This is a genomic window from Dellaglioa sp. CoH-56-MRSF-14, assembly GCF_056782115.1.
This window is the reverse complement of sequence record NZ_JBXAYB010000003.1, coordinates 260,355-283,778: the sequence shown is the minus strand read 5'-3', so window position 1 is coordinate 283,778 and position 23,424 is coordinate 260,355. Positions and strand designations below refer to the sequence as shown.

38 protein-coding genes and 1 riboswitch are annotated in these 23,424 nt (G+C 37.5%); of the genes, 37 read left to right on the top strand and 1 reads right to left on the bottom strand.

Features of this window, described 5'->3' with window-relative positions; translation table 11 throughout:
• Positions 1-12 precede the first annotated feature (12 nt).
• Positions 13-110: riboswitch (purine riboswitch) on the top strand.
• Positions 111-175: 65 nt separating this feature from the next.
• Complete coding sequence (locus tag AC1RPX_RS05100) at positions 176-1,501, top strand: nucleobase:cation symporter-2 family protein (protein ID WP_481761618.1); 1,326 nt, start codon at positions 176-178, stop codon at positions 1,499-1,501.
• Between the two features lie 35 nt (positions 1,502-1,536).
• Here the strand turns inward: AC1RPX_RS05100 and AC1RPX_RS05095 are convergent, their stop codons facing one another.
• Positions 1,537-2,229 carry a prepilin peptidase gene (locus tag AC1RPX_RS05095; protein ID WP_481761617.1) on the bottom strand — a complete coding sequence of 231 codons (693 nt, stop codon included), beginning with the start codon at positions 2,227-2,229 and terminating at the stop codon, positions 1,537-1,539.
• 252 nt (positions 2,230-2,481) lie between these two features.
• On the opposite strand from AC1RPX_RS05095, the gene rpsL reads away from it, so the two are divergent.
• The 36 genes from rpsL (at position 2,482) to AC1RPX_RS04915 (ending at position 23,413) form a co-directional block, all read left to right on the top strand.
• On the top strand, positions 2,482-2,892 hold the full coding sequence (rpsL, locus tag AC1RPX_RS05090; RefSeq protein WP_057974646.1) for a 30S ribosomal protein S12: 411 nt from the start codon (positions 2,482-2,484) through the stop codon (positions 2,890-2,892).
• Positions 2,893-2,938: 46 nt separating this feature from the next.
• Positions 2,939-3,409, top strand: a complete 471-nt coding sequence (gene rpsG / locus AC1RPX_RS05085) for a 30S ribosomal protein S7 (protein WP_057974645.1) — start codon at positions 2,939-2,941, stop codon at positions 3,407-3,409.
• A gap of 93 nt (positions 3,410-3,502) precedes the next feature.
• A complete protein-coding gene (fusA, locus tag AC1RPX_RS05080; RefSeq protein ID WP_409022017.1) occupies positions 3,503-5,596 on the top strand; it encodes an elongation factor G in 2,094 nt (697 codons plus the stop codon).
• A 343-nt stretch (positions 5,597-5,939) separates the two neighbouring features.
• Positions 5,940-6,248: a 30S ribosomal protein S10 gene (rpsJ, locus tag AC1RPX_RS05075; RefSeq protein WP_057974643.1), complete on the top strand. Its 309-nt coding sequence runs from the start codon at positions 5,940-5,942 to the stop codon at positions 6,246-6,248.
• 46 nt (positions 6,249-6,294) lie between these two features.
• Positions 6,295-6,927 (top strand): 50S ribosomal protein L3, encoded by a 633-nt coding sequence (gene rplC, locus AC1RPX_RS05070; RefSeq protein WP_481761616.1) that lies wholly within the window; start codon positions 6,295-6,297, stop codon positions 6,925-6,927.
• 20 nt (positions 6,928-6,947) lie between these two features.
• Positions 6,948-7,571, top strand: a complete 624-nt coding sequence (rplD, locus tag AC1RPX_RS05065; RefSeq protein WP_409022019.1) for a 50S ribosomal protein L4 — start codon at positions 6,948-6,950, stop codon at positions 7,569-7,571.
• Positions 7,571-7,855, top strand: coding sequence for a 50S ribosomal protein L23 (rplW, locus tag AC1RPX_RS05060; protein ID WP_409022020.1), 285 nt, complete (start codon positions 7,571-7,573; stop codon positions 7,853-7,855). The genes rplD and rplW overlap by 1 nt, the downstream gene beginning before the upstream one ends.
• 32 nt (positions 7,856-7,887) lie before the next feature.
• The gene (gene rplB / locus AC1RPX_RS05055) at positions 7,888-8,721 is read left to right on the top strand and encodes a 50S ribosomal protein L2 (RefSeq protein ID WP_409022021.1); all 834 of its coding nucleotides are present in this window, start codon (positions 7,888-7,890) and stop codon (positions 8,719-8,721) included.
• A 42-nt stretch (positions 8,722-8,763) separates the two neighbouring features.
• Complete coding sequence (gene rpsS, locus AC1RPX_RS05050) at positions 8,764-9,045, top strand: 30S ribosomal protein S19 (RefSeq protein ID WP_057974638.1); 282 nt, start codon at positions 8,764-8,766, stop codon at positions 9,043-9,045.
• Positions 9,046-9,059: 14 nt separating this feature from the next.
• Positions 9,060-9,413 (top strand): 50S ribosomal protein L22, encoded by a 354-nt coding sequence (rplV, locus tag AC1RPX_RS05045; protein WP_409022022.1) that lies wholly within the window; start codon positions 9,060-9,062, stop codon positions 9,411-9,413.
• 13 nt (positions 9,414-9,426) lie between these two features.
• Entirely contained in the window at positions 9,427-10,083 is a 657-nt protein-coding gene (rpsC, locus tag AC1RPX_RS05040) for a 30S ribosomal protein S3 (RefSeq protein WP_057974636.1), read from the top strand.
• 3 nt (positions 10,084-10,086) lie between these two features.
• Positions 10,087-10,521 (top strand): 50S ribosomal protein L16, encoded by a 435-nt coding sequence (gene rplP, locus AC1RPX_RS05035; protein ID WP_057974635.1) that lies wholly within the window; start codon positions 10,087-10,089, stop codon positions 10,519-10,521.
• Positions 10,511-10,705 (top strand): 50S ribosomal protein L29, encoded by a 195-nt coding sequence (rpmC, locus tag AC1RPX_RS05030; protein ID WP_057974634.1) that lies wholly within the window; start codon positions 10,511-10,513, stop codon positions 10,703-10,705. Before rplP ends, rpmC begins: the two co-directional genes overlap by 11 nt.
• Positions 10,706-10,730: 25 nt before the next feature.
• Positions 10,731-10,997 carry a 30S ribosomal protein S17 gene (gene rpsQ / locus AC1RPX_RS05025; RefSeq protein WP_057974633.1) on the top strand — a complete coding sequence of 89 codons (267 nt, stop codon included), beginning with the start codon at positions 10,731-10,733 and terminating at the stop codon, positions 10,995-10,997.
• Positions 10,998-11,049: 52 nt separating this feature from the next.
• On the top strand, positions 11,050-11,418 hold the full coding sequence (gene rplN, locus AC1RPX_RS05020) for a 50S ribosomal protein L14 (protein WP_409022023.1): 369 nt from the start codon (positions 11,050-11,052) through the stop codon (positions 11,416-11,418).
• A gap of 32 nt (positions 11,419-11,450) precedes the next feature.
• A complete protein-coding gene (gene rplX, locus AC1RPX_RS05015) occupies positions 11,451-11,759 on the top strand; it encodes a 50S ribosomal protein L24 (protein WP_409022024.1) in 309 nt (102 codons plus the stop codon).
• 27 nt (positions 11,760-11,786) lie between these two features.
• Positions 11,787-12,329, top strand: a complete 543-nt coding sequence (rplE, locus tag AC1RPX_RS05010; protein WP_409022025.1) for a 50S ribosomal protein L5 — start codon at positions 11,787-11,789, stop codon at positions 12,327-12,329.
• Positions 12,330-12,347: 18 nt separating this feature from the next.
• Positions 12,348-12,533: a type Z 30S ribosomal protein S14 gene (locus AC1RPX_RS05005; protein WP_057974629.1), complete on the top strand. Its 186-nt coding sequence runs from the start codon at positions 12,348-12,350 to the stop codon at positions 12,531-12,533.
• Positions 12,534-12,566: 33 nt separating this feature from the next.
• Positions 12,567-12,965, top strand: a complete 399-nt coding sequence (gene rpsH, locus AC1RPX_RS05000; RefSeq protein ID WP_057974628.1) for a 30S ribosomal protein S8 — start codon at positions 12,567-12,569, stop codon at positions 12,963-12,965.
• 30 nt (positions 12,966-12,995) lie between these two features.
• Complete coding sequence (rplF, locus tag AC1RPX_RS04995; protein ID WP_481761615.1) at positions 12,996-13,532, top strand: 50S ribosomal protein L6; 537 nt, start codon at positions 12,996-12,998, stop codon at positions 13,530-13,532.
• 53 nt (positions 13,533-13,585) lie between these two features.
• Complete coding sequence (rplR, locus tag AC1RPX_RS04990; protein ID WP_462298812.1) at positions 13,586-13,942, top strand: 50S ribosomal protein L18; 357 nt, start codon at positions 13,586-13,588, stop codon at positions 13,940-13,942.
• 19 nt (positions 13,943-13,961) lie between these two features.
• Positions 13,962-14,462, top strand: coding sequence for a 30S ribosomal protein S5 (rpsE, locus tag AC1RPX_RS04985; RefSeq protein WP_409022028.1), 501 nt, complete (start codon positions 13,962-13,964; stop codon positions 14,460-14,462).
• Positions 14,463-14,474: 12 nt separating this feature from the next.
• Entirely contained in the window at positions 14,475-14,657 is a 183-nt protein-coding gene (gene rpmD, locus AC1RPX_RS04980) for a 50S ribosomal protein L30 (RefSeq protein WP_057974624.1), read from the top strand.
• Positions 14,658-14,702: 45 nt separating this feature from the next.
• On the top strand, positions 14,703-15,137 hold the full coding sequence (gene rplO / locus AC1RPX_RS04975) for a 50S ribosomal protein L15 (RefSeq protein ID WP_409022029.1): 435 nt from the start codon (positions 14,703-14,705) through the stop codon (positions 15,135-15,137).
• Complete coding sequence (gene secY, locus AC1RPX_RS04970) at positions 15,137-16,432, top strand: preprotein translocase subunit SecY (RefSeq protein WP_409022030.1); 1,296 nt, start codon at positions 15,137-15,139, stop codon at positions 16,430-16,432. Before rplO ends, secY begins: the two co-directional genes overlap by 1 nt.
• Before the next feature lie 76 nt (positions 16,433-16,508).
• Positions 16,509-17,171 carry an adenylate kinase gene (locus AC1RPX_RS04965; protein ID WP_481761614.1) on the top strand — a complete coding sequence of 221 codons (663 nt, stop codon included), beginning with the start codon at positions 16,509-16,511 and terminating at the stop codon, positions 17,169-17,171.
• A 196-nt stretch (positions 17,172-17,367) separates the two neighbouring features.
• Positions 17,368-17,586 (top strand): translation initiation factor IF-1, encoded by a 219-nt coding sequence (infA, locus tag AC1RPX_RS04960; protein ID WP_057974621.1) that lies wholly within the window; start codon positions 17,368-17,370, stop codon positions 17,584-17,586.
• 35 nt (positions 17,587-17,621) lie between these two features.
• Positions 17,622-17,738, top strand: coding sequence for a 50S ribosomal protein L36 (gene rpmJ / locus AC1RPX_RS04955; RefSeq protein ID WP_057756760.1), 117 nt, complete (start codon positions 17,622-17,624; stop codon positions 17,736-17,738).
• Positions 17,739-17,762: 24 nt separating this feature from the next.
• The gene (gene rpsM, locus AC1RPX_RS04950) at positions 17,763-18,128 is read left to right on the top strand and encodes a 30S ribosomal protein S13 (protein ID WP_057974620.1); all 366 of its coding nucleotides are present in this window, start codon (positions 17,763-17,765) and stop codon (positions 18,126-18,128) included.
• Positions 18,129-18,156: 28 nt separating this feature from the next.
• A complete protein-coding gene (gene rpsK, locus AC1RPX_RS04945) occupies positions 18,157-18,546 on the top strand; it encodes a 30S ribosomal protein S11 (RefSeq protein WP_057974619.1) in 390 nt (129 codons plus the stop codon).
• Between the two features lie 85 nt (positions 18,547-18,631).
• Positions 18,632-19,570, top strand: coding sequence for a DNA-directed RNA polymerase subunit alpha (locus AC1RPX_RS04940; RefSeq protein ID WP_409022032.1), 939 nt, complete (start codon positions 18,632-18,634; stop codon positions 19,568-19,570).
• 27 nt (positions 19,571-19,597) lie between these two features.
• Positions 19,598-19,978, top strand: a complete 381-nt coding sequence (rplQ, locus tag AC1RPX_RS04935) for a 50S ribosomal protein L17 (RefSeq protein ID WP_057974617.1) — start codon at positions 19,598-19,600, stop codon at positions 19,976-19,978.
• 254 nt (positions 19,979-20,232) lie between these two features.
• Positions 20,233-20,655, top strand: a complete 423-nt coding sequence (locus AC1RPX_RS04930) for a GNAT family N-acetyltransferase (RefSeq protein WP_481761613.1) — start codon at positions 20,233-20,235, stop codon at positions 20,653-20,655.
• 271 nt (positions 20,656-20,926) lie between these two features.
• Positions 20,927-21,772 (top strand): energy-coupling factor ABC transporter ATP-binding protein, encoded by an 846-nt coding sequence (locus tag AC1RPX_RS04925; RefSeq protein ID WP_481761612.1) that lies wholly within the window; start codon positions 20,927-20,929, stop codon positions 21,770-21,772.
• A complete protein-coding gene (locus AC1RPX_RS04920) occupies positions 21,748-22,626 on the top strand; it encodes an energy-coupling factor ABC transporter ATP-binding protein (RefSeq protein WP_481761611.1) in 879 nt (292 codons plus the stop codon). The genes AC1RPX_RS04925 and AC1RPX_RS04920 overlap by 25 nt, the downstream gene beginning before the upstream one ends.
• Positions 22,610-23,413 (top strand): energy-coupling factor transporter transmembrane component T family protein, encoded by an 804-nt coding sequence (locus AC1RPX_RS04915; protein WP_481761610.1) that lies wholly within the window; start codon positions 22,610-22,612, stop codon positions 23,411-23,413. Before AC1RPX_RS04920 ends, AC1RPX_RS04915 begins: the two co-directional genes overlap by 17 nt.
• Positions 23,414-23,424: the final 11 nt, after the last annotated feature.

Sequence of the window (23,424 nt, the reverse complement as noted above, 5' to 3'; positions counted from 1 at the left end):
AATATTGTCATACAATAAAAAATACTGATCACCTATATAATGTCATGATATGGATGCTAGTTTCTACCCGGAGCCGTAAATTCCGGACTATATGTGAGTTAAAGCAAGCATGTATTAGGCATGAAATCCATAGAAAATCCGACTTATTAGTGTGAAAGATAATGTGGAGGATCAAATGAAGAATAGCACGGAATTAGAAAATAGTAGTTTGGATGAATCTAATTTATCAAATTTTAGAGCAGCAATATTAGGATTACAGCATTTATTAGCCATGTATTCAGGCGACATTTTGGTACCATTATTAGTTGGGGCTGCACTTGGGTTTAGTACAAAACAAATTACTTATTTAGTTTCGATGGATATTTTCATGTGTGGGATTGCAACATTATTACAATTGAAACGCACACGTTTTACTGGCATTGGTTTACCTGTAGTACTTGGGTGCGCGATTGAATACGTTGCACCATTGACTGCAGTAGGAAAACATTTTGGATTAGGAACAATGTATGGATCAATTATTGCTGCTGGTATTTTTATATTTCTAATTTCGGGATTCTTTGCAAACATTAGAAAATTCTTCCCACCAGTAGTGACAGGATCATTAATTACGTTAATCGGATTAACGTTAATTCCAGTTGCCTTTACCAACATGGGCGGTGGGGATGTGACAGCCAAATCATTTGGTAGTATCCCTAACTTAATAGTTGCAGGTGTAACCATTGCCGTTATTTTAGGCTTGAACATTTGGGGCCGCGGATTCATTCAACAAGTGGGTATCTTAATTGGTATTTTAGTTGGTGTGGTCGTTGCCTCATTTATGGGAAAAGTAACATTAGACCCAGTTAGCCAAGCTAATTGGTTTCAATTACCCCATGTTTTTATGTTTGCTGCCCCTAAATTTGAATGGTCATCAATTGTGACTATGATATTAGCAGCGTTAACAACTATGATTGAATCAACTGGTGTATTTTTTGCGCTGGGAGATATCGTTGGTCGTCCAATCAGAAAAGATGATTTAAAAAAAGGGTACCGTGCTGAAGGTATCGCAGCTGTTTTAGGTGGTATCTTTAATACGTTCCCATACTCGACATTTTCACAAAATGTTGGAATTGTGCAACTATCAGGAATTAAAACGAAGAAACCTGTTTATTTTTCAGCGTTCTTTTTAATTGCTTTAGGGTTACTTCCTAAAATTGGTGCAGCAGCAACTGTCATTCCAGCAGCCGTTTTAGGTGGTGCTATGTTAGTTATGTTCGGTATGGTTGGTGCACAAGGTATTAAAATGTTGCGCGAAGTTGAAGGTAGTAATAGTAATTTATTAATTATCGGTATTTCGGTCAGCTTAGGACTTGGTGTAACAGTACAACCAGCATTACTCCAAGCATTACCCTTAACAATCCAGACCATTTTTGGTAATGGACTTGTTGTCGGTAGTCTGTCGGCTGTTATCTTAAATATTCTATTCAATTATGGTCATTTGAATGACGCAATCGAAGATTAAAGTAAAAGCTAAGCAAATTTGCTTAGCTTTTTTATTTATATGAAGAAAGATAACGCAATAGTAATATAAACGCCAAACGTTATATGTGGGACAAATGGGAAAAATTGATATCGACTCTGTTTTACAGTAAAAAAGTAGATAAGTGAGCTGATACAAGCAAAAAGAGTGGCAATCAAACAAAAATGAACACCAAATGTTAGTTGAATGATAATCAGTAAAATAAAATCGCCAAGGCCGAGCTTTTGTTGAAAACATAAGACAAATAGAAACAGACTGAATAAGCTAATTGCTATTAGTGAGTCTGGAAACCCAAATAACAGATAATGCCACAGGATGAATAGTATTCCACCACCGATAGTTAAGCGACCAGAAATCAGTCGGTTAGTGAAATCCATAGCTGATAGAAAAGTTAAATAAAATAAGAACGTTATAAGTAATAGAAATTCAAAAAGAGATAGTTGAGTGAAAGATAAGGGCAACATGGCGGCCAAACTACATTCAAAAATAAATGAATAGGCTGGGAATTCTCCCTTGCAGAATCGACAGTGTCCGTGTAATCTAAGATAAGCGTAGATAGGAATTAGATCAAACCAAGGTATTTTTGTACCACAATAGTCGCAGATTGATCTTTTGTTGAATTGATTCTGATTCAATGCACAGCGTGTGGCAATGCAGGTGATGAATGAACCTAGGCAAGCACCTAGTAAAAATAAATAACTAATTAACATAATTTAAATCCTCCTATTAAAAAATACGCTTTTTAGTGTAAATACCATTGACGTATATTAAATACCGTGATATTCTGTGTAAGGTGCTTTTTGTGAACAGTTAATTCATCTACATAGTTGAGATTCTGTATAACAGCAGCGCATTATAAGACAGACGTCTAGGACGTTATTTTTTATTATTAAAAAATGAACCACCTGGATGTGTGGACTTAAAAAACAATTAACCTATAATAAGGAAGGAGGAAACTTTAGATGCCAACAATTAATCAATTAGTTCGTAAAGGTCGTAATTCTAAAGGTTCAAAATCTGGTGCACCCGCATTAAACTTCGGGTATAACAGTTACAAAAAAGTTCAAACAGATAATCCTGCACCACAAAAACGTGGGGTTGCTACTCGTGTCGGAACAATGACACCTAAAAAGCCTAACTCTGCTTTACGTAAATATGCGCGTGTGCGTTTATCTAACTTACTTGAAGTTACAGCTTACATTCCTGGTATTGGACATAACTTGCAAGAACATAGTGTTGTTCTTATTCGTGGTGGCCGTGTAAAAGATTTACCTGGGGTACGTTACCATGTTATCCGTGGTGCTCTTGATACAGCCGGTGTTGCTGATCGTAAACAAAGTCGTTCAAAATACGGCGCAAAGAGACCTAAATAAGAATAAAGTTATTCTAATAAAAATAGAATCTAAGGAGGTTATTTAGATGCCAAGAAAAGGCCCAGCTCCAAAACGAGAAGTATTGCCTGATCCAATTTACAATTCTAAATTAGTAACACGTTTAATCAACCGTTTAATGTTAGATGGTCGTCGTGGTACTGCATCAAAGATCTTGTATGATGCATTCGAAATGATTAAAGAACAAACAGGAAACGAACCTAATGAAGTTTTTGATGAAGCTATGAAAAACATCATGCCTGTACTTGAAGTTAAAGCTCGCCGTGTCGGTGGTTCTAACTACCAAGTGCCAATTGAAGTTCGCCCTGATCGTCGTTCAACTTTAGGTTTACGTTGGTTAGTAAGTTACGCACGTTTACGTGGGGAACATACTATGCCAGAACGTTTAGCTAAAGAAATCATGGATGCAGCAAACAATACTGGTGCATCAGTTAAGAAACGTGAAGATACACATAAAATGGCTGACGCTAATAAAGCATTCGCACATTACCGCTGGTAATTTTATAAAAGAATGGCTATTATATGATTTTGATAATCGATATAGTAGTCATTTTTTTGAATCTATTTTAGAATCGAAAGGAGATACTACAAAATGGCAAATAAACGCGAATTCCCACTAGAAAAAACGCGTAATATCGGGATTGTTGCTCATATCGATGCTGGTAAGACAACAACTACTGAACGTATTTTATACTATACTGGTAAAATTCATAAAATTGGTGAAACTCATGAAGGAGCTTCACAAATGGATTGGATGGAACAAGAACAAGAACGTGGTATCACAATCACATCAGCTGCAACAACTGCTGAATGGAAAGAACATCGTATTAATATCATCGATACTCCAGGACATGTGGATTTCACTATTGAAGTTGAACGTTCACTTCGTGTCTTAGATGGAGCCGTTGTTGTTTTAGATGGTCAATCTGGTGTTGAACCACAAACTGAAAACGTTTGGCGTCAAGCTACAACATATTCAGTTCCTCGTATCGTTTTCATCAATAAGATGGATAAAATGGGTGCTAATTTTGATTACTCAGTAGGCACAATCAAAGATCGTCTTCAAGTAAATGCTGTTCCTATCCAAATGCCAATTGGTGCTGAAGATGATTTTGAAGGTGTTATTGATTTAATCGAAATGAAAGCCGATTTATATGATAACGAAGATTTAGGTGCTACATGGGAAAGTATTGACGTTCCTGAAGAATATTTAGAAGAAGCTACAAAACGTCGCGAAGCTTTAGTTGAAGCCGTTGCTGATGTTGATGAAAAGCTTATGGAAAAATATCTTGATGGTGTGGAAATTACTAAAGATGAAATCAAAGCTGCTATCCGTAAAGCAACATTAAATCTTGAAATGTACCCAGTTCTTGCTGGTTCAGCATTTAAAAACAAGGGTGTTCAAATGATGTTGGATGCTGTTAATGATTTCTTACCATCTCCTTTAGATGTTAAACCTTATAACGCAGTAGATCCTAAAACAGATGAAGAAGTTGAAATCACAGCCGGTGATGACAAAGATTTCGCTGCTTTAGCATTTAAAATTGCAACGGATCCCTTCGTTGGTCGTTTAACATTCTTCCGTGTTTACTCAGGTACATTACAAGCTGGTTCTTATGTCTTGAACTCTACTAAAGACACGCGTGAACGTGTTGGTCGTATCCTTCAAATGCATTCAAATCACCGTAATGAAATTCCTGAAGTATTCTCTGGTGATATTGCTGCTGCTATTGGTTTGAAAAATACGACAACTGGTGATTCATTAACGGATGAAAAACATCCATTAATCCTTGAATCAATGGAATTCCCTGAACCAGTTATCCAAGTATCTATCGAACCAAAAACAAAAGCTGATCAAGATAAGATGGATATCGGTTTACAAAAACTAGCAGAAGAAGATCCTTCATTCAAGGCTGAAACTAACCCTGAAACTGGTGAAACTTTAATCGCTGGGATGGGTGAATTGCATTTGGATATCATCGTTGATCGTATGAGACGTGAATTTAACGTTGAAGCTACTGTTGGTGAACCACAAGTTGCCTACCGTGAAACATTTACAAAAACTGTTTCTGCACAAGGTAAATTCGTTCGTCAATCTGGTGGTAAAGGTCAATATGGTGATGTTACAGTTGAATTCTCACCTAATGAAGAGGGTGGCGGTTTCGCATTCGAAGACGCTATCGTCGGTGGGGTTGTTCCTCGTGAATATATTCCTTCAGTTGAACAAGGTTTGAGAGAAGCTATGCAAAATGGTGTTCTTGCAGGCTACCCACTTATTGATGTTAAAGCTAAGTTATATGATGGATCATATCATGATGTCGATTCTAACGAATCAGCATTTAAGGTAGCTGCCTCAATGGCATTGAGAAAAGCTGCTAAGAGTGCTGGTGCTGTTATTCTTGAACCAATGATGAAAGTTGAAGTTGTCGCTCCTGAAGATTACTTAGGTGATGTTATGGGACATGTAACTGCTCGTCGTGGACGTGTTGAAGGTATGGAAGCTCGCGGAAATGCACAAGTTGTTAACGCAATGGTTCCTCTTTCAGGTATGTTCGGTTACGCAACTACTTTACGTTCTTCTACACAAGGACGTGGTACATTCACAATGACATTTGATCATTACGAAGCTGTACCAAAATCAATCCAAGAAGAAATTATGAAGAAAAACGGAACAGCTACTGATTAATTAGTTGGTCTGAATTATAAAAGAAGTTATCACTTGTTGATAGCTTCTTTTTTTGTGGTAAAATAACATTTGGAAAATAAAAAAAGTTTTAAAAATGTTAATTATGATTATATAATGAGAAACTTTGAAAAAAAATAAGAAAGCACTTGCCATAAGGCTTTATCTCTAGTAGTATAGATAAGTACCCAAAAACAGATGGCGTATTACGCCCTGCGATAGGGTTTCATAGAATGAGCTAAGATGTGAAAGATTGCGACACGCCCGGCAGCTTTGCCACGCAAGGTGTGTCGGTCACTTACACGGAGCTAGTCTTATTTTTAAAATAGACGAAGGAGGGAACAAAATGGCAAAACAAAAAATTCGTATTCGCTTAAAAGCTTACGAACACCGTATTTTAGACCAATCTGCTGACAAGATTGTTGAAACTGCAAAAAGAACAGGGGCAACAATTTCTGGACCAATTCCATTGCCAACAGAACGTACATTATACACAGTTTTACGTTCACCACATAAGCATAAAGATTCACGTGAACAATTCGAAATGCTTACACATAAACGTTTGATTGATATCGTTAACCCAACACCTAAGACAGTTGATTCATTGATGAAACTTGACTTACCTAGTGGCGTTGATATTGAAATCAAATTATAAAACAGAGTTACAAAAATAAAAATACAAACATATTGGAGGTGTACTCATGACTACAAAAGGAATCTTAGGAAAAAAAGTAGGTATGACACAAGTTTTTACTGAAAATGGTGAATTGGTACCAGTTACAGTGATTGAATCTACGCCAAACGTTGTTTTACAATTGAAAACAATTGAAAACGATGGTTACGAAGCAATTCAATTAGGTTACCAAGACATGCGCGAAGTATTAACAAACAAACCTGCTAAAGGTCATGCAGCAAAAGCAAATACTACTCCTAAGCGCTTCGTTCGTGAAATTAACGATGTTGAGCTTGGAGAATATAACGTAGGTGACGAAATTAAAGTTGATACATTCTCAGCTGGCGATATCGTTAACGTTACGGGTACGTCTAAGGGACATGGTTTCCAAGGAAATATCAAACGTTGGGGACAATCACGAGGTCCTATGACTCATGGTTCTCGTTATCATCGTCGTCCTGGTTCAATGGGTGCCGTTATTAACCGTGTATTCAAAGGTAAGAGATTACCAGGTCGCATGGGTGGCAAACGCGTAACTGTCCAAAACTTGGAAATTATTCGTGTTGACGTTGATAGTAATGTTATCTTGATTAAAGGTAACGTACCAGGCGCAAACAAAACATTAGTTACAATTAAAAACGTCACAAAAGACGCTAAATAACAGGAAGGAGGAATTTCAAAATGCCAACAGTCGCATTATTAAAACAAGATGGTACTAAAAATGGTGAAGTTGAATTAAACGACGCTATTTTTGGAATCGAACCTAACGACAATGTCATTTTTGACGCCGTAATCATGCAACGTGCATCATTACGTCAAGGAACTCATTCAGTTAAAAACAAAAGTGCAGTTTCAGGTGGTGGTAGAAAACCATGGCGCCAAAAAGGTACAGGTCGTGCTCGTCAAGGATCTATCCGTAGCCCACAATGGCGTGGTGGTGGTGTCGTATTTGGCCCTACTCCTCGTTCATACAGTTACAAATTACCTAAAAAAGTTCGCCGTTTAGCTCTTAAATCAGTACTTTCACAAAAAGTATTGGATAACAGCGTGGTTATGGTCGATGCACTTAGCTTCGAACAACCAAAGACAAAAACTTTCAAAGAAGTTTTAAGTAACTTAGATATCAACAAAAAAGTATTAATAGTTCTTGAACCTGGCAATGATTTCGTTGCTTTAGCAGCTCGTAACTTACAAAATGTTACAGTAGTAGAAGCTAAAGGTGTTAACGTTCTTGACGTTATCAACAATGATAAATTAGTCATGACTCAAGCAGCTCTTTCTCAAGTAGAGGAGGCTCTTTCATAATGGAATCAAGAGATATTATCTTACGCCCAGTCATCACCGAAGCAGCAATGGATAGAATGGCTAACAAAGTTTACACATTCGACGTTGATACTCGTGCAACTAAAATTGAAGTCAAAAAAGCTATTGAAGATATTTTTGGCGTTAAAGTTGTAAAAGTAAATATCATGAATGTTAAAGGTAAGTTAAAACGTCAAGGTCGCTATGCTGGTTATACTAAAAAACGCCGTAAAGCAATTGTTACTTTAACTGCCGACTCAAAAGAAATCCAATTATTCGAAGAATAATCTAAAATTTTGTAAACTAGGAGGAAAACAACGTGGGAATTAAAAAATTCAAACCAACCACTAACGGTCGTCGTAATATGACTGGTTCTGATTTCTCAGAAATTACTAAATCAACTCCTGAAAAATCATTACTAGAATCAAAAAGCAGAACTGCCGGCCGTAATAACTATGGTCGCATTACTGTTCGTCACCGTGGTGGTGGTCATAAACGTCAATACCGTTTGATCGATTTCAAGCGTGTTAAAGACAATGTAACAGCAACTGTTAAAGCAATTGAATATGATCCAAACCGTTCAGCTAATATTGCATTATTACAATATACTGATGGTATCAAATCATACATCATTGCTCCTAAAGGATTAGAAGTTGGCATGATGGTTCAATCTGGTAAAGAAGCAGATATCAAGGTTGGTAACGCATTAGCTCTTCAAGATATCCCAGTTGGTACAATTATTCATAATGTCGAATTAAAACCAGGTAAGGGTGGACAACTTGCTCGTTCAGCCGGTGCTTCTGCACAATTACTTGGTAAAGAAGGTAAATACGTCCTTGTTCGTTTGACATCAGGCGAAGTTCGCATGATCTTATCAACATGTCGCGCATCTATCGGTGCTGTTGGTAACGAACAACATGAATTAATCAAAATTGGTAAAGCTGGTCGTGCTCGTTGGGCTGGTAAACGTCCTACAGTTCGTGGATCAGTTATGAATCCTAACGATCATCCTCATGGTGGTGGTGAAGGTAAAGCTCCAATTGGTCGTCCATCACCTATGTCTCCTTGGGGTCAAAAGACGATGGGTTACAAAACACGTTCAAAGAAAAACCAATCAGACAAATTTATCGTACGTGGACGCAACAAGAAATAATTTACTTGTTGCTTAAGCTATATTCCGGAAGGAGGATTCACATTGAGTCGTAGTCTAAAAAAAGGACCATTCGTCGATGAACATTTGATGAAAAAGGTCGAAGCACAAACTGATCAAGAAAAGAAAACAGTTATCAAAACATGGTCACGTCGTTCAACAATCTTCCCTAACTTCATTGGTCTAACTATCGCTGTATATGATGGACGTAAACACGTTCCAGTTTTTATGCAAGAAGATATGGTTGGTCATAAGTTGGGTGAATTTGTTCCAACACGTACTTTCCGTGGTCACGGATCTGACGATAAGAAAACTACAGTTAAATAAAGGAGGTTATACACATGGCTGAACAAGTAACATCAGCAAAAGCAACCGCCAAAACTGTTCGTATTCCAGCGCGTAAAGCTCGCTTGGTAATCGATCTTATCAGAGGTAAAAGTGTTGCTGAAGCTATCGGTATTTTGAGATTTACTCCCAGAGCCGGAAGCCCAATCATTGAAAAAGTTTTACTTTCTGCTGTAGCTAATGCAGAAAATAATTTTGATTTAGATGGTGAAAACTTAGTTATTACTGATATTTTTGCTAACGAAGGACCAACTTTAAAACGTTTCCGTCCTCGTGCTAAAGGATCAGCTTCACCAATTAACAAACGTACGAGTCACATTACAGTAGTTGTATCTGAAACTACAAAATAAGGAGGGATAACGCGTGGGTCAAAAAATAAATCCAACGGGATTACGTGTAGGTATCATTCGTGATTGGGATTCAAAATGGTATGCAGAAAAAGATTTTGCAAACTACCTTCATGAAGATTTACACATCCGTAAATACATTCAAGAAAAATTAACCGACGCTTCTGTCTCTATCGTTGAAATCGAACGCGCTGCAAAACGTGTTAACGTTTCAATCCATACTGCTAAACCTGGTATGGTTATCGGTAAAGGTGGAGCTGAAGTTGAAAAACTTCGTAAAGAATTAAATGATTTAACAGGTAAACGTGTGCATATCAACATTGTTGAAATCAAACGTCCTGATTTAGATGCTCAATTAGTCGGCGAAAACGTTGCGGAACAATTAGAAAACCGTGTCGCATTCCGTCGTGCTGTTAAACAAGCTATGCAACGTACAATGCGCTCTGGTGCTAAAGGTATCAAAGTTCAAGTTGCTGGCCGTCTTAACGGAGCTGATATGTCTCGTGTTGAAAGCTACTCAGATGGTACAGTTCCATTACATACCTTAAGAGCAGATATTGACTACGCTTGGGTTGAAGCAATGACTACTTACGGTAAATTAGGCGTTAAAGTCTGGATCTACCGTGGTGAAATCTTACCAGCTAAGAAAAACGCTGTGAAAGGAGGGAAATAACCTATGTTAGTACCTAAACGTACAAAATTCCGTCGTGAATTCCGTGGTAAAATGCGTGGGGAAGCTAAAGGTGGCAAAGAAGTCGCTTTTGGAGAATTCGGTTTACAGGCTCTTGAATCATCATGGATCACTAACCGTCAAATCGAAGCTTCTCGTGTCGCTATTAACCGTCATATGAAACGTGGTGGGAAAGTATGGATTAAAATTTTCCCTCATAAATCATATACTGCAAAAGCAATTGGTGTTCGAATGGGTTCTGGTAAAGGTGCTCCTGAAGGATGGGTAGCTCCAGTTAAACGTGGAAAGATCATGTTTGAAGTTGCCGGTGTTCCCGAAGAAGTTGCTCGCGAAGCTTTACGCTTAGCATCAAACAAACTTCCAGTGAGAACTAAAATTGTAAAACGTGAGGAAGTAGGTGGCGAATCACATGAAGGCTAAGGAAATTAATGAATTAACCACTGCTGAAATGATTACCAAAGAACAAGAATTTAAAGATGAATTGTTTAACTTACGCTTCCAATTAGCTACCGGTCAATTAGAAAATACCGCACGCTTAAGTGAAGTACGTAAAACAATTGCTCGTATTAAAACGGCATTACGCCAACAAGAATTAAACAAGTAGATTACGAAAGGGAGGCCATTTACGCATGAGTGAAACTCGTAACCAACGTAAAGTCTATCAAGGACGCGTTGTATCCGACAAAATGGATAAAACGATTAGTGTTCTTATCGAAACATACAAGACACACAAAACCTACGGTAAACGTGTGACTTATTCTAAAAAATTCTATGCACATGATGAAAATAACGAAGCAAAAATCGGCGATATCGTTCAAATTATGGAAACTCGTCCGTTGTCAGCAACTAAGAGATTCCGTTTATTAGATATCGTTGAAAAAGCAGTTATTGCTTAAGCATAATTGCCATTCGTATTTCTAATTTGCTATCGAAAGGAGGACACTTACTGTGATACAAACAGAAAGTCGTTTAAAAATTGCCGACAATTCAGGCGCAAAAGAAATCTTAACTATTAAAGTTTTAGGTGGATCAAAGCGTAAAACTGCTAATATCGGTGACGTTATTGTTGCTACTGTTAAACATGCAACACCAGGTGGTGTTGTCAAAAAAGGTGAAGTTGTTAAAGCTGTAATCGTACGTACAAAATCAGGTGCTCATCGCGCTGACGGTTCATACATCAAATTTGATGAAAATGCTGCCGTTATCATCCAAGATGATAAAAGCCCTAAAGGTACACGTATCTTTGGACCTGTTGCACGTGAATTACGTGATAACAATTTCATGAAGATTGTTTCTTTAGCACCCGAAGTATTATAAGAAATCCATCGGAAAACAAGGAGGTGCGCTAAATGTTCGTCAAAACTGGTGATAAAGTTCAATTAATTGCAGGTAAAGATAAAGGTAAACAAGGTACTGTTACTAAAGTTTTCCTTAAAGATGACCGTGTGATTGTTGAAGGCATGAATATTGCAAAAAAACATCAAAAACCTAGTAACTCGAATCCACAAGGTGGCATCGTGGATATAGAAGCACCAATTCACGTTTCAAACGTGATGCTTATCGACCCATCTACAAACGAACCAACTCGTGTTGGCTTCAAAGTTGTAGACGGCAAGAAAGTTAGAGTTTCTAAAAAATCAGGTGAAACTGTTAAATAGACCTACTGAAAGGAGGACACTTTCTTCATGACTAACCGTTTAAAAGAAAAGTTCACTAATGAAATTACACCATCTATGATGGAAAAATTTAACTACACATCAATTATGCAAACACCTCAAGTTGATAAAATTGTTATCAACATGGGTGTTGGTGATGCTGTTACTAATGCTAAAAATTTAGATAAAGCTGTTGAAGAATTAGCTTTAATCGCTGGTCAAAAACCTTTGGTTACAAAAGCTAAAAAATCAATTGCTGGCTTCCGTTTACGTGAAGGTATGCCAATCGGTGCTAAAGTTACTTTACGTGGCGAACGCATGTACGATTTCTTAGATAAATTAGTTTCAGTTTCATTACCTCGTGTGCGTGATTTCCGTGGCGTTAGCAAAAAAGCCTTTGATGGCCGTGGTAACTATACTTTAGGTGTTCGCGAACAATTAATTTTCCCAGAAATCGATTTTGATGATGTGGATAAAGTTCGTGGAATGGATATCGTTATTGTTACAACTGCTAATACTGATGAGGAATCAAAAGAATTACTCACACAATTAGGTATGCCGTTTTCTAAATAATAAGGAGGTTACAAAGCTTTGGCTAAAAAATCATTAATTGCAAAGAACAAACGTCCAGCAAAATTCTCTACACAAGCTTATACACGTTGCGAACGTTGTGGTCGCCCACATTCTGTTTATCGTAAATTTAAATTATGCCGTATTTGTCTTCGTGACCTTGCTCACAAAGGCCAAATTCCTGGTATGAAAAAAGCTAGCTGGTAAATCTAAAAGACAAGTTAAAGGAGGGTAAACTCAATGGTCATGACTGATCCGATCGCAGACTTTTTAACTCGTATCCGTAATGCAAACATGGTACGGCATGAGTCTTTAGAAGTGCCTGCTTCAAAAATCAAACGTGATATCGCTGAAATCCTTAAAAATGAAGGTTTCGTACGTGATATCGAATACATCGATGATGACAAACAAGGTATTATCCGTGTATTTTTAAAATTTGGAAAAGACAACGAACGTGTAATCTCTGGTATTAAACGTATCTCAAAACCAGGATTACGTACGTACGTTCAAGCTGATGCAGTTCCTAAAGTATTAAATGGTTTAGGAATCGCAGTTATCTCAACATCAGAAGGTGTGATGACAGATAAAGATGCACGCGCCAAACAAATTGGTGGCGAAGTCTTAGCATACATCTGGTAATCAATTAATTCGTAAGGAGGTGTCACTCGCGTGAGTCGTATAGGTTATAAAGAAATCGTTCTTCCTGCTGGTGTAGAAGTTACACAAGAAGGTCAAATGGTTACAGTAAAAGGCCCCAAAGGTGAATTAACTCGTAAGTTCTCTAGTGCTATTACAATGCATGTTGAAGGTCTTTCAGTTAAATTTACTCGTGAAAGTGACGATAAAAGCACTCGTGCCTTACATGGTACAATGCGTGCCAACGTAAACAACATGGTTCTTGGTGTTACAGAAGGTTTCAAAAAAGAACTTGAGTTGATTGGTGTTGGTTATCGTGCACAATTACAAGGGAAAAAATTAGTATTAAATGTTGGTTATTCACATCCAGTGGATTTTGAAGAACGCGAAAACTTAACTGTTGAAGTTCCTGCAAATACAAGTATTATTATTTCAGGTATCAGTAAACAAGAAGTTGGCGATCTTGCCGCAGAAATTCGTGCCGTTCGTCCTCCAGAACCTTATAAAGGTAAAGGAATTCGTTACGTTGGCGAATATGTTCGTCGTAAAGAAGGTAAAACAGGTAAATAATGCTGCTTAGCATTGCTTACTTTGTTTTTGAATAAAATCAAGAGGTGAAAATTGTGATTACAAAACCAGATAGAAATAAAACACGTTCAAAACGTCATTTACGTGTTCGTGGCAAGATTTCTGGAACTGCAGAGTGCCCACGCTTAAACGTATTCCGTTCTAATAACCACATCTACGCTCAAGTAATTGATGACGTAGCGGGTGTAACGCTAGCAAGTGCCTCAACAATTGATAGTGAAGTAACTGGCGACAGTAAAGTAGCAAAAGCTACTGCTGTTGGCGCATTAGTTGCTAAACGTGCTAATGACAAAGGTATCAAAGCTGTTGTTTTTGATCGTGGCGGATACTTATACCATGGACGCGTTGCTGCTTTAGCTGAAGCAGCTCGTGAAAATGGATTAGAATTCTAAGAAAGGGAGGAAATAGTTTATGACTTTCATTGATCCAACTCATTTAGATTTAGAAGATCGTGTTGTTGCGATTAACCGTGTTACTAAAGTTGTAAAAGGTGGACGTCGTCTACGTTTTGCTGCATTAGTTATTGTCGGTGATCACAATGGTCATGTAGGCTTCGGTACAGGTAAAGCTCAAGAAGTTCCTGAAGCAATCCGTAAAGCAGTTGAAGATGCTAAAAAGAACTTGATTGAAGTACCTATGGTCGGTACGACACTTCCTCACGAAGTTCTCGGTCAATACAGTGGTGGACGCATTATGCTTAAACCAGCTGTTGAAGGTTCTGGAGTTGCCGCTGGTGGTTCAGTTCGTGCCGTTATGGAACTTGCTGGAGTAGCAGATGTAACAAGTAAATCATTAGGCTCAAATACACCAATCAACGTTGTTCGCGCAACAATGGATGGTTTAAAGAAAATGAAGAGTGCTGAAGAAGTTGCTGCATTACGTGGCGTTTCTATTCAACACTTAGCTGACTAGGAGGACTAAAACATGACAGATTTAAAAATTACATTAAAACGCAGTGTCATCGGACGTCCTCAAAATCAACGCGAAATCGTTAAAGCTTTCGGTTTACACCGTATTAGCAGCTCTGTTATTCGTCCTAATGACGCAGTAACACGAGGCGTTATCGCCAAGATTTCTCATTTAGTGGACGTTGAAGAAGTTAAATAACATCAACATCTTGTTTGCAGTTTAAAATAAGGAGGTGCCAACCCTATGAAATTACATGAATTAAAACCAAGTGAAGGTTCTCGCTCAGTACGTAACCGTGTCGGACGTGGAACATCTTCAGGTAATGGTAAAACTTCTGGACGTGGTCAAAAAGGCCAAAAAGCCCGTAGTAAAGTACGTTTAGGTTTTGAAGGTGGACAAATGCCTTTATTCCGTCGTATGCCAAAACGTGGATTTAATAACTTCAACCGTAAAGAATATGCAGTTGTCAATTTAGATAGCTTAAACAAATTCGAAAACGGTGCTGAAGTAACACCAGCATTACTTGTTGAATCAGGTATTGTTAAGAACGAAAAATCAGGAATTAAAATTTTAGCTTCCGGCGAACTTAACAAGAAATTATCTGTTAAAGCAGGTAAATTCTCAGCTGCTGCTAAAGAAGCTATTGAAGCTGCCGGTGGTCAAACAGAGGTGATCTAATGCTTAAAGTGATGAAAAATGCATTAGCTGTGAAAGAAATCCGTCAAAAGATTTTTTTCACTTTATGCGTTTTAATTGTCTTTCGCTTAGGTACTTTTATAACAGTTCCTGGAATTAACCATGCTGCAATTGCTAGTGCAACAAGTAGTAACTTAGTTAGTCTTCTTAACACTTTTAGTGGTGGTGGATTAACTAATTACTCAATTTTCGCAATGGGGGTTTCACCCTACATTACAGCTCAAATTGTTATTCAATTACTACAAATGGACATTGTTCCTCGTTTTGTAGAATGGAGTAAGCAAGGTGAAGTTGGTCGTCGTAAATTGAATCAAGCTACACGTTACCTAACAATTGTCTTAGCATTTGTTCAATCTGTAGGTATCACCGCAGGGTTAGACTCATTAAGTAGTTTAGGTTTGGTTAACAATCCAAGTACGCAAACATATGTTGTTTTGGGCGTTATTTTAACAGCCGGAACAATGTTTACGACTTGGTTAGGTGATATGATTACTGAACGTGGTATTGGGAATGGTGTTTCCATGTTAATCATGGCAGGTATCGTTTCTCGTATTCCAGGTGGTATTAAACAGATTTTCAATGAACAAATTTTCCAAGCTGATAAAGGTGATCTTTGGGGGGGCATCTTGTTCATAGTTATCTTGCTCGTTATTATTTTTGCAATCGTAACTTTTGTAACATATGTTCAACAAGCTAACTATAAGATTCCAATTCAATACACAAGACGTGTTGCTGGTGCGACAGATAGTTCATATCTGCCACTTAAGGTAAACGTTGCGGGTGTTATCCCCGTTATTTTTGCGAGTTCGTTCATTGCAACACCCCAAACTGTGCTTTTGGCATTCCAAAGCTCACAAGGGGACACGACTTGGTATAAAGTATTAAGTCAAGTTTTCAACATGCAAACAACATACGGAGCCATCCTATATACCGTATTGATTGTCTTGTTCACATTCTTCTACGCTTTCGTACAGGTAAATCCTGAGAAACTCTCAGAGAATTTACAAAAACAAGGAAGTTATATTCCAAGTGTTTGGCCTGGTAAAGCAACAGAAAAATATGTTTCAAAATTATTAATGCGTTTAAGTACTGTTGGTTCATTATTCTTAGGATTTGTTGCTTTAATTCCATTATTAGCATCAAGTTTGTTCGGATTAGATGAATCAGTTGGTTTGGGTGGTACTAGTCTGTTGATTGTCGTTGGGGTTGCTCTTGAAACTATTCGTCAATTAGAGGGTATGATGATGAAACGTAAGTACGTCGGATTCATTAGATAATCGATAAAAAACAAATTTTAAACTGAGAATTAGGTTAGGCTGATGCCTAACCATTTCTCATATTAGGAGGATATTCATGACTAAAATGAACCTGATGTTAATGGGTTTACCTGGTGCAGGTAAGGGAACACAAGCTGAAAAGATTGTCGACGCTTTCCACATCGCTCATATCTCTACGGGAGACATCTTCCGTGCAGCAATGAAAAATGAAACACCAATGGGACTTGAAGCTAAAAAGTATATCGATCGTGGTGACCTTGTTCCTGATGAAGTCACAAATGGCATTGTCAAAGAACGATTAGCTGAAGATGATATTCAAGATGGCTACATGCTTGATGGGTTTCCAAGAAATATGGCACAAGCTGTTGCCTTGGACGAAATCGGTAAGGACCTTGGAAAACCTCTTAACGCAGTCATTGACATTCATGTTGATCCTGAATCTCTAATCGAACGTTTAACTGGTCGTTACATTTGTCGTAATTGTGGAGCTACATATCACAAAATCTTCAACCCCACAAAGGTTGAAGGAACATGTGATCGCTGTGGGCAACATGAATTTTATCAACGTGAAGATGACAAACTTGAAACGGTTAAAAATCGTTTAGAAGTTAACATCAAAATGAATACACCGTTATTAGATTTTTACGAACAACGTCATCTATTGTATACAGTAGATGGTAACCGCGATATTGAAGATGTATTTGCAGATATTGAAACGATTTTAAACAATCTCAAGTAATCTGAGTATTCCGCTGCAAAGTAATTGTGCCGGAGTGGCTAACTTGCATCTGAGATAGCGGTATGATAGAATAATTCCGGTTTATCTTTTCAGGAGGATATTTGTAATAATATCCTGATAAGAACGGGTGAGAGTGTCTAATTCTCGCCATTTTTACATGTAAAGTTAAAACACGATTTTAAGGAGGTACATTTACGTGGCGAAAGAAGAAGTAATTGAGATTGAGGGTACGGTCCGTGAAACGTTACCCAATGCGACTTTTCGAGTTGTACTTGAAAATGATCATGAAATTTTAGCTCATGTCTCTGGTAAAATTCGTAAGAATTATATTCGTATTTTACCTGGTGATAAAGTGACGGTTGAAATGTCTCCTTACGATTTAAGTAAGGGTCGTATTACTTATCGCTTTAAATAGATTGTACTTCAAAAACTTTTAGGAGGTATAATTCAATGAAAGTAAGACCATCAGTAAAACCAATGTGTGAACATTGTAAAGTTATCAAGCGCAAAGGTCGAGTTATGATCATTTGTAGCGCAAATCCAAAACATAAACAACGTCAAGGATAATAAAAATTAGGAGGTGTAATTGTTATGGCTCGTATTGCAGGTATTGATATTCCACGTGATAAAAGAATCGTGGTAGCATTAACTTACATTTATGGAATCGGTAATACAACTGCTGCTAAGATCTTGGTAGAAGCAGAAGTATCAGAAGATATTAGAACTCGTGATTTAACAACTGACCAAGAGGATGCAATCCGTAAAGTTGTTGATCAATTTAAAATTGAAGGTGACTTACGTCGCGAAATCAGTTTAAACATTAAACGTCTCCAAGAAATTGGAACGTACCGAGGCATGCGTCATCGTCGTGGTTTACCAGTTCGTGGACAAAACACGAAAAACAACGCTCGTACACGTAAAGGCCCAGCTACATCAATTGCAGGCCGCAAGAAATAATTACTAGATTAAGGAGGTAATACTATTTATGGCAACTAAGAAAGTTTCTCGCAAACGCCGTGTTAAAAAACATATTGAAGCCGGTGTTGCACATATTCATTCTACTTTTAACAATACACTTGTTATGATTACTGATGTTAACGGTAACGCTGTTGCATGGTCATCAGCTGGTGCATTAGGTTTTAGAGGTAGTCGTAAATCTACACCATTCGCAGCACAAATGGCAGCAGAAGCTGCAGCTAAAGGCTCAATGGAAAATGGTATGAAGACTGTTGAAGTAGCAGTTAAAGGACCTGGTTCTGGCCGTGAAGCCGCAATCCGTGCTTTACAAACTACTGGTCTTGAAGTAACAGCAATTCGCGATGTTACTCCAGTGCCTCATAATGGATGTCGTCCTCCAAAACGCCGTCGTGTTTAACGTGGATTAATATTCATTACGGAGTTGAACTTCATAATGTTTTCACTAGATTACACGTTACGTTTTGAAAGGGGTAAAGATAAGAATGATTGAATTTGAAAAACCAAATATTCATAAGATAGATGAAAGTCCTAACTATGGTAAATTTGTTGTAGAACCACTTGAACGCGGTTATGGTACGACATTAGGTAATTCACTTCGTCGGATTCTATTATCTTCCTTACCAGGCGCATCTATTACTAATATTCAAATTGATGGTGTTTTACATGAGTTTTCAACTATTGAAGGCGTATTGGAAGATGTTACTCAAATTATCTTGAATATTAAGAAAGTTGCTTTGAAGTTAGCTGCTGATGAAGACCAATCCATCGAAATTGATGTGAAAGGTCCCGCAGAGGTTACTGCCGGTGACATCATTGTAAACAGTGATGTTGAAGTATTAAATCCCGACTTGTACATTTGTACAGTCGCAGAAGGTGCATCTTTTCATGTTCGCATGAACGCTAGCAATGGTCGTGGATACGTATCTGCTGATCAAAACAAAGCGGAAGATATGCCAATTGGCGTATTACCAATTGACTCCATTTATACCCCAATCGAACGTGTGAACTACCAAGTAGAAAAAACACGTGTTGGTCAAAAAGATGATTATGACAAATTGACACTTGATGTTTGGACTAATGGTTCAATTACACCAAGCGAAGCCATTAGTTTGTCGGCTAAAATTTTAACTGAGCATTTGACTTTATTTGTTGATTTAACCGATGAAGCTAAAAATGCTGAAATTATGGTTGAAAAAGAAGAAACACATAAAGAAAAAATGCTCGAAATGACGATTGAAGAACTTGATTTATCAGTTCGTTCATACAATTGTTTGAAACGTGCTGGAATCAACACGGTTCAAGAATTAACGAATAAATCCGAAGCTGACATGATGAAAGTCCGTAACTTGGGCCGTAAATCATTGGAAGAAGTTAAAGCTAAATTAGCTGCGCTTGATTTATCATTACGTCATGATGACTAATATTATATAGAGGGAGGGAAACTATTCATGAGTTACCGCAAATTAGGACGTACAAGTTCTCAACGTAAAGCAATGTTACGTGATTTAACAACAAGTCTTATTATCAACGAACGAATTGTGACTACTGAAGCTCGCGCTAAAGAAGTACGCAAATCTGCCGATAAAATGATTTCTTTAGGTAAACGTGGTGATTTAGCTTCACGTCGTCGTGCTGCTGCTTTCGTAAGAAACACAGTTGCTGACGTGAAAGAAGATGGTGACGATGTCACTGTTCAATCAGCATTACAAAAATTATTTTCTGATGTAGCTCCTCGTTACGCTGAACGTAATGGTGGATACACTAGAACTATGAAAACAATGCCTCGTCGTGGCGATGCCGCACAAATGGTTATTATTGAATTAGTATAATTCGTTAACAGATAATTTTTCACTTTGATTGATGATTAAAAACAAACGTTATGATGATGGAGTAATCTTAGTCTAGTTTGAAGGTTCTTCACATTTGTGATTTGCCGGTCATCCTTCATAGTGATTTTTTATTGTCTAATGAGGTCTGAAAAAAGGGTTCTGAACACATTTTAATAATGTGTTCAGAACCCTTTTTTTATGTGCTAAAACCTAGTATGATAATAGTATTCTTAATCTGTTTAGGGGGTAATGTGATGGCACAAAGTTCAATACAACTTTACCGTTATGATAGTAAATATTTATCGGAAATAACGACATTATTCAACCAAACAATTCAAGAGATTAACCGACAAGATTATTCACAACTAGAAATTAATGAGTGGGTGCAGAATAATCCAGATCTGAGTGCATGGCATAAACGATTAAGTGAATCATTTACGCTACTTGCCATCAAAGATTTAAAGGTCATAGGATTTGGTAACCTTGAAGTAACAGGACATATTGATATGCTGTACGTAGAGAGTTCTATGATTCGACAGCATATCGGAGCGCTTATTTTAACAGAATTAACAAATTACCAAAGGAATGAATTACAAATAAATGTACAAACGGTAGAGGCTTCAATAACTGCTGTCTCTTTTTTTGAACATTATGGGTTTAAAATTATAAAAAGATAAGATAATTATCGACATCAACAAAATCTAGTTAATTATCAAATGGTGAGAGAAATTTAGCTTAAAATGCAGTTCTTAGCGCAATATAAAAAGGTGTGACTAAATGGCTGTTTATTGTTAATTAAGAGCTTAAAAGTACAAAAAATGCATTTTAGATGTATGTTGTATAGATAGGACAACTATAAAGAGTAAAAGTATAAATACACTGAGTTCATTTTGGCCTGTGATATAATGCAAAACGTAAGTTATCTTGTGAATTGTGAGGACAGTAACAATGACTGAATTAATTAAAGTTGATCATTTAAATTATCAATATGAAGCACAAAAAGAAATGAGTGAAATGGCACTTAAAGATGTGTCCTTTACGATTGAAAAAGGTGACTGGGTTGCAATTATTGGTCATAACGGTAGTGGGAAAAGTACATTATCTAAAAATATTAATGGCTTGCTAGCACCTCAATCAGGTGAAATCACAGTAGATGGCCTTATTTTATCACCAGAAACGGTCTGGGATATTCGTCGTAAGATTGGCATCGTTTTTCAAAACCCAGATAACCAGTTTGTGGGAGCAACTGTTGAAGATGACGTTGCATTTGGACTTGAAAACAATGGAATAGAACGTAAAGAAATGCAAGAACGAGTCAGAGACGCGCTTGAACGTGTAGATATGTGGGAGTTTGCGGCCAAGGAACCTGCTAGACTATCTGGGGGACAGAAACAACGTGTCGCAATCGCTGGAATTGTCGCTCTAAGGCCAGAAGTTATCATCTTGGATGAATCAACTAGCATGTTGGATCCAGAAGGTCGTGACGAAGTTTTGAGCCTAATACATCAACTCAAAGAAGAACGTGGGCTAACAATTATTTCAATCACGCATGATATTAATGAAGCGGCAAGTGCTGACAAAATTATGGTTATGGACAAAGGCGAGCTGGTAAAAGAAGGCACACCTGCTGAAATTTTTGCACTTGGTGAACAATTAGTAGATATGGGATTAGATATTCCATATCCAGAACGCTTAAAAGTCGCGCTTAAAAAACGTCATTTTGACATTCCGGACGACTATATGACAGAGGAAGGTATGGTAGATTGGTTATGGCAATTAAATTCAACGAAGTAGCCTTTACCTACCAAAAAGGGACACCTTTTGAAAGTCGGGCGCTACATAATATCAATCTTGAAATTGAGGACGGCTCATTTACAGCAATTGTTGGACATACAGGTTCTGGTAAATCGACCCTATTGCAACATTTAAATGGCCTATTAAAACCAACTGAAGGTAAAATTACAATTGGGAATCAAATCATTACACCAGAAACGGCCAATAAAACGTTAAACGATTTACGAAAACAAGTTGGCATCGTTTTTCAATTTCCAGAAGCACAATTGTTTGAAGAAACGGTTATTAAAGATGTGGCATTTGCGCCAAAAAACTTTGGTAAAACAGATGAAGAAGCTGAGAAAATAGCGACAAAAATGTTGAAGTTAGTTGGATTACCAGAGAATATCTATCAGCAATCACCATTTGACCTCTCTGGTGGTCAAATGCGTCGCGTAGCAATCGCTGGAATTCTGGCTATGGAACCTAAAATCTTGGTTTTAGACGAACCCACAGCAGGATTAGATCCTAAAGGTCGCGTTGATATGATGGCAATGTTCGAAGAACTTCATCGTGAACAAAATTTGACGATTATTCTCGTAACGCATCAGATGGATGATGTGGCAAATTATGCGAATCACGCTATTATCATGTCAAAAGGAACGATTATTAAATCGGGCACACCAAGAGAAGTTTTTGCTGATCCAGAGTTCTTATTAAGTAACCATTTGAACGTGCCAACAACAACGTTATTTTCAAAAAAATTAATTGAAAAAGGCTTTGAATTCAAGGAGATGCCTTTAACAGAGAATGAATTAGCCGACGACCTCGTCACGCTGCTAAGCCAAAATGGAGGTCATGACGCTAATGAATAAGTTGATTTTTGGACGTTACATAGCGGGTGATTCACTCGTTCACCGCATGGATCCGCGTGCTAAATTAGTTTTGAGTTTTTATTTTGTTGGAATAATCTTTATGGCAAATAATTGGCAAAGTTTTTCTATGCTTTTAGTTTTTACGTTAGGATGTATTTTAGCGTCAAAAATTAATATGAGTTTCTTTTTAAAAGGTGTCCGGCCATTAATTTGGCTGATTATCTTTACGGTTGCTTTGCAAATGCTATTTTCAAGTGGTGGCCAAATGTACTGGCATTGGGGGATTTTTAAAATTTCTCAATTTGGTGTGACAAATGGATTATATATTTTTTGCCGATTTATTTTAATTATTTTTATGTCAACATTATTGACGTTGTCAACGGCACCACTCCAACTAGCAGATGCGATTGAATCTTTATTAAAACCACTTAAAGCAATCAAATTTCCAGTTTATGAAATTGCGTTAATGTTATCAATCGCGTTACGTTTTGTCCCTACATTAATGGATGAGACAGAAAAAATTATGAACGCTCAACGAGCTCGAGGTGTGAACTTTGGTCAAGGGTCGCTAATTAAACAAATGCAATCAATTATCCCGTTGTTAATTCCGCTATTTGTAAGTTCGTTCAATCGTGCCGAAGATTTAGCGATTGCCATGGAATCTCGTGGTTACCAGGGTGGAGAAGGTCGAACAAAGTATCGTATTTTAAAATGGCGGACGGCTGATACGTTAGCTTTTGTTTTATTCGCTATCGTTACCGTTGCATTAGTCTACCTCAAAAATTAAGGATGAATAAA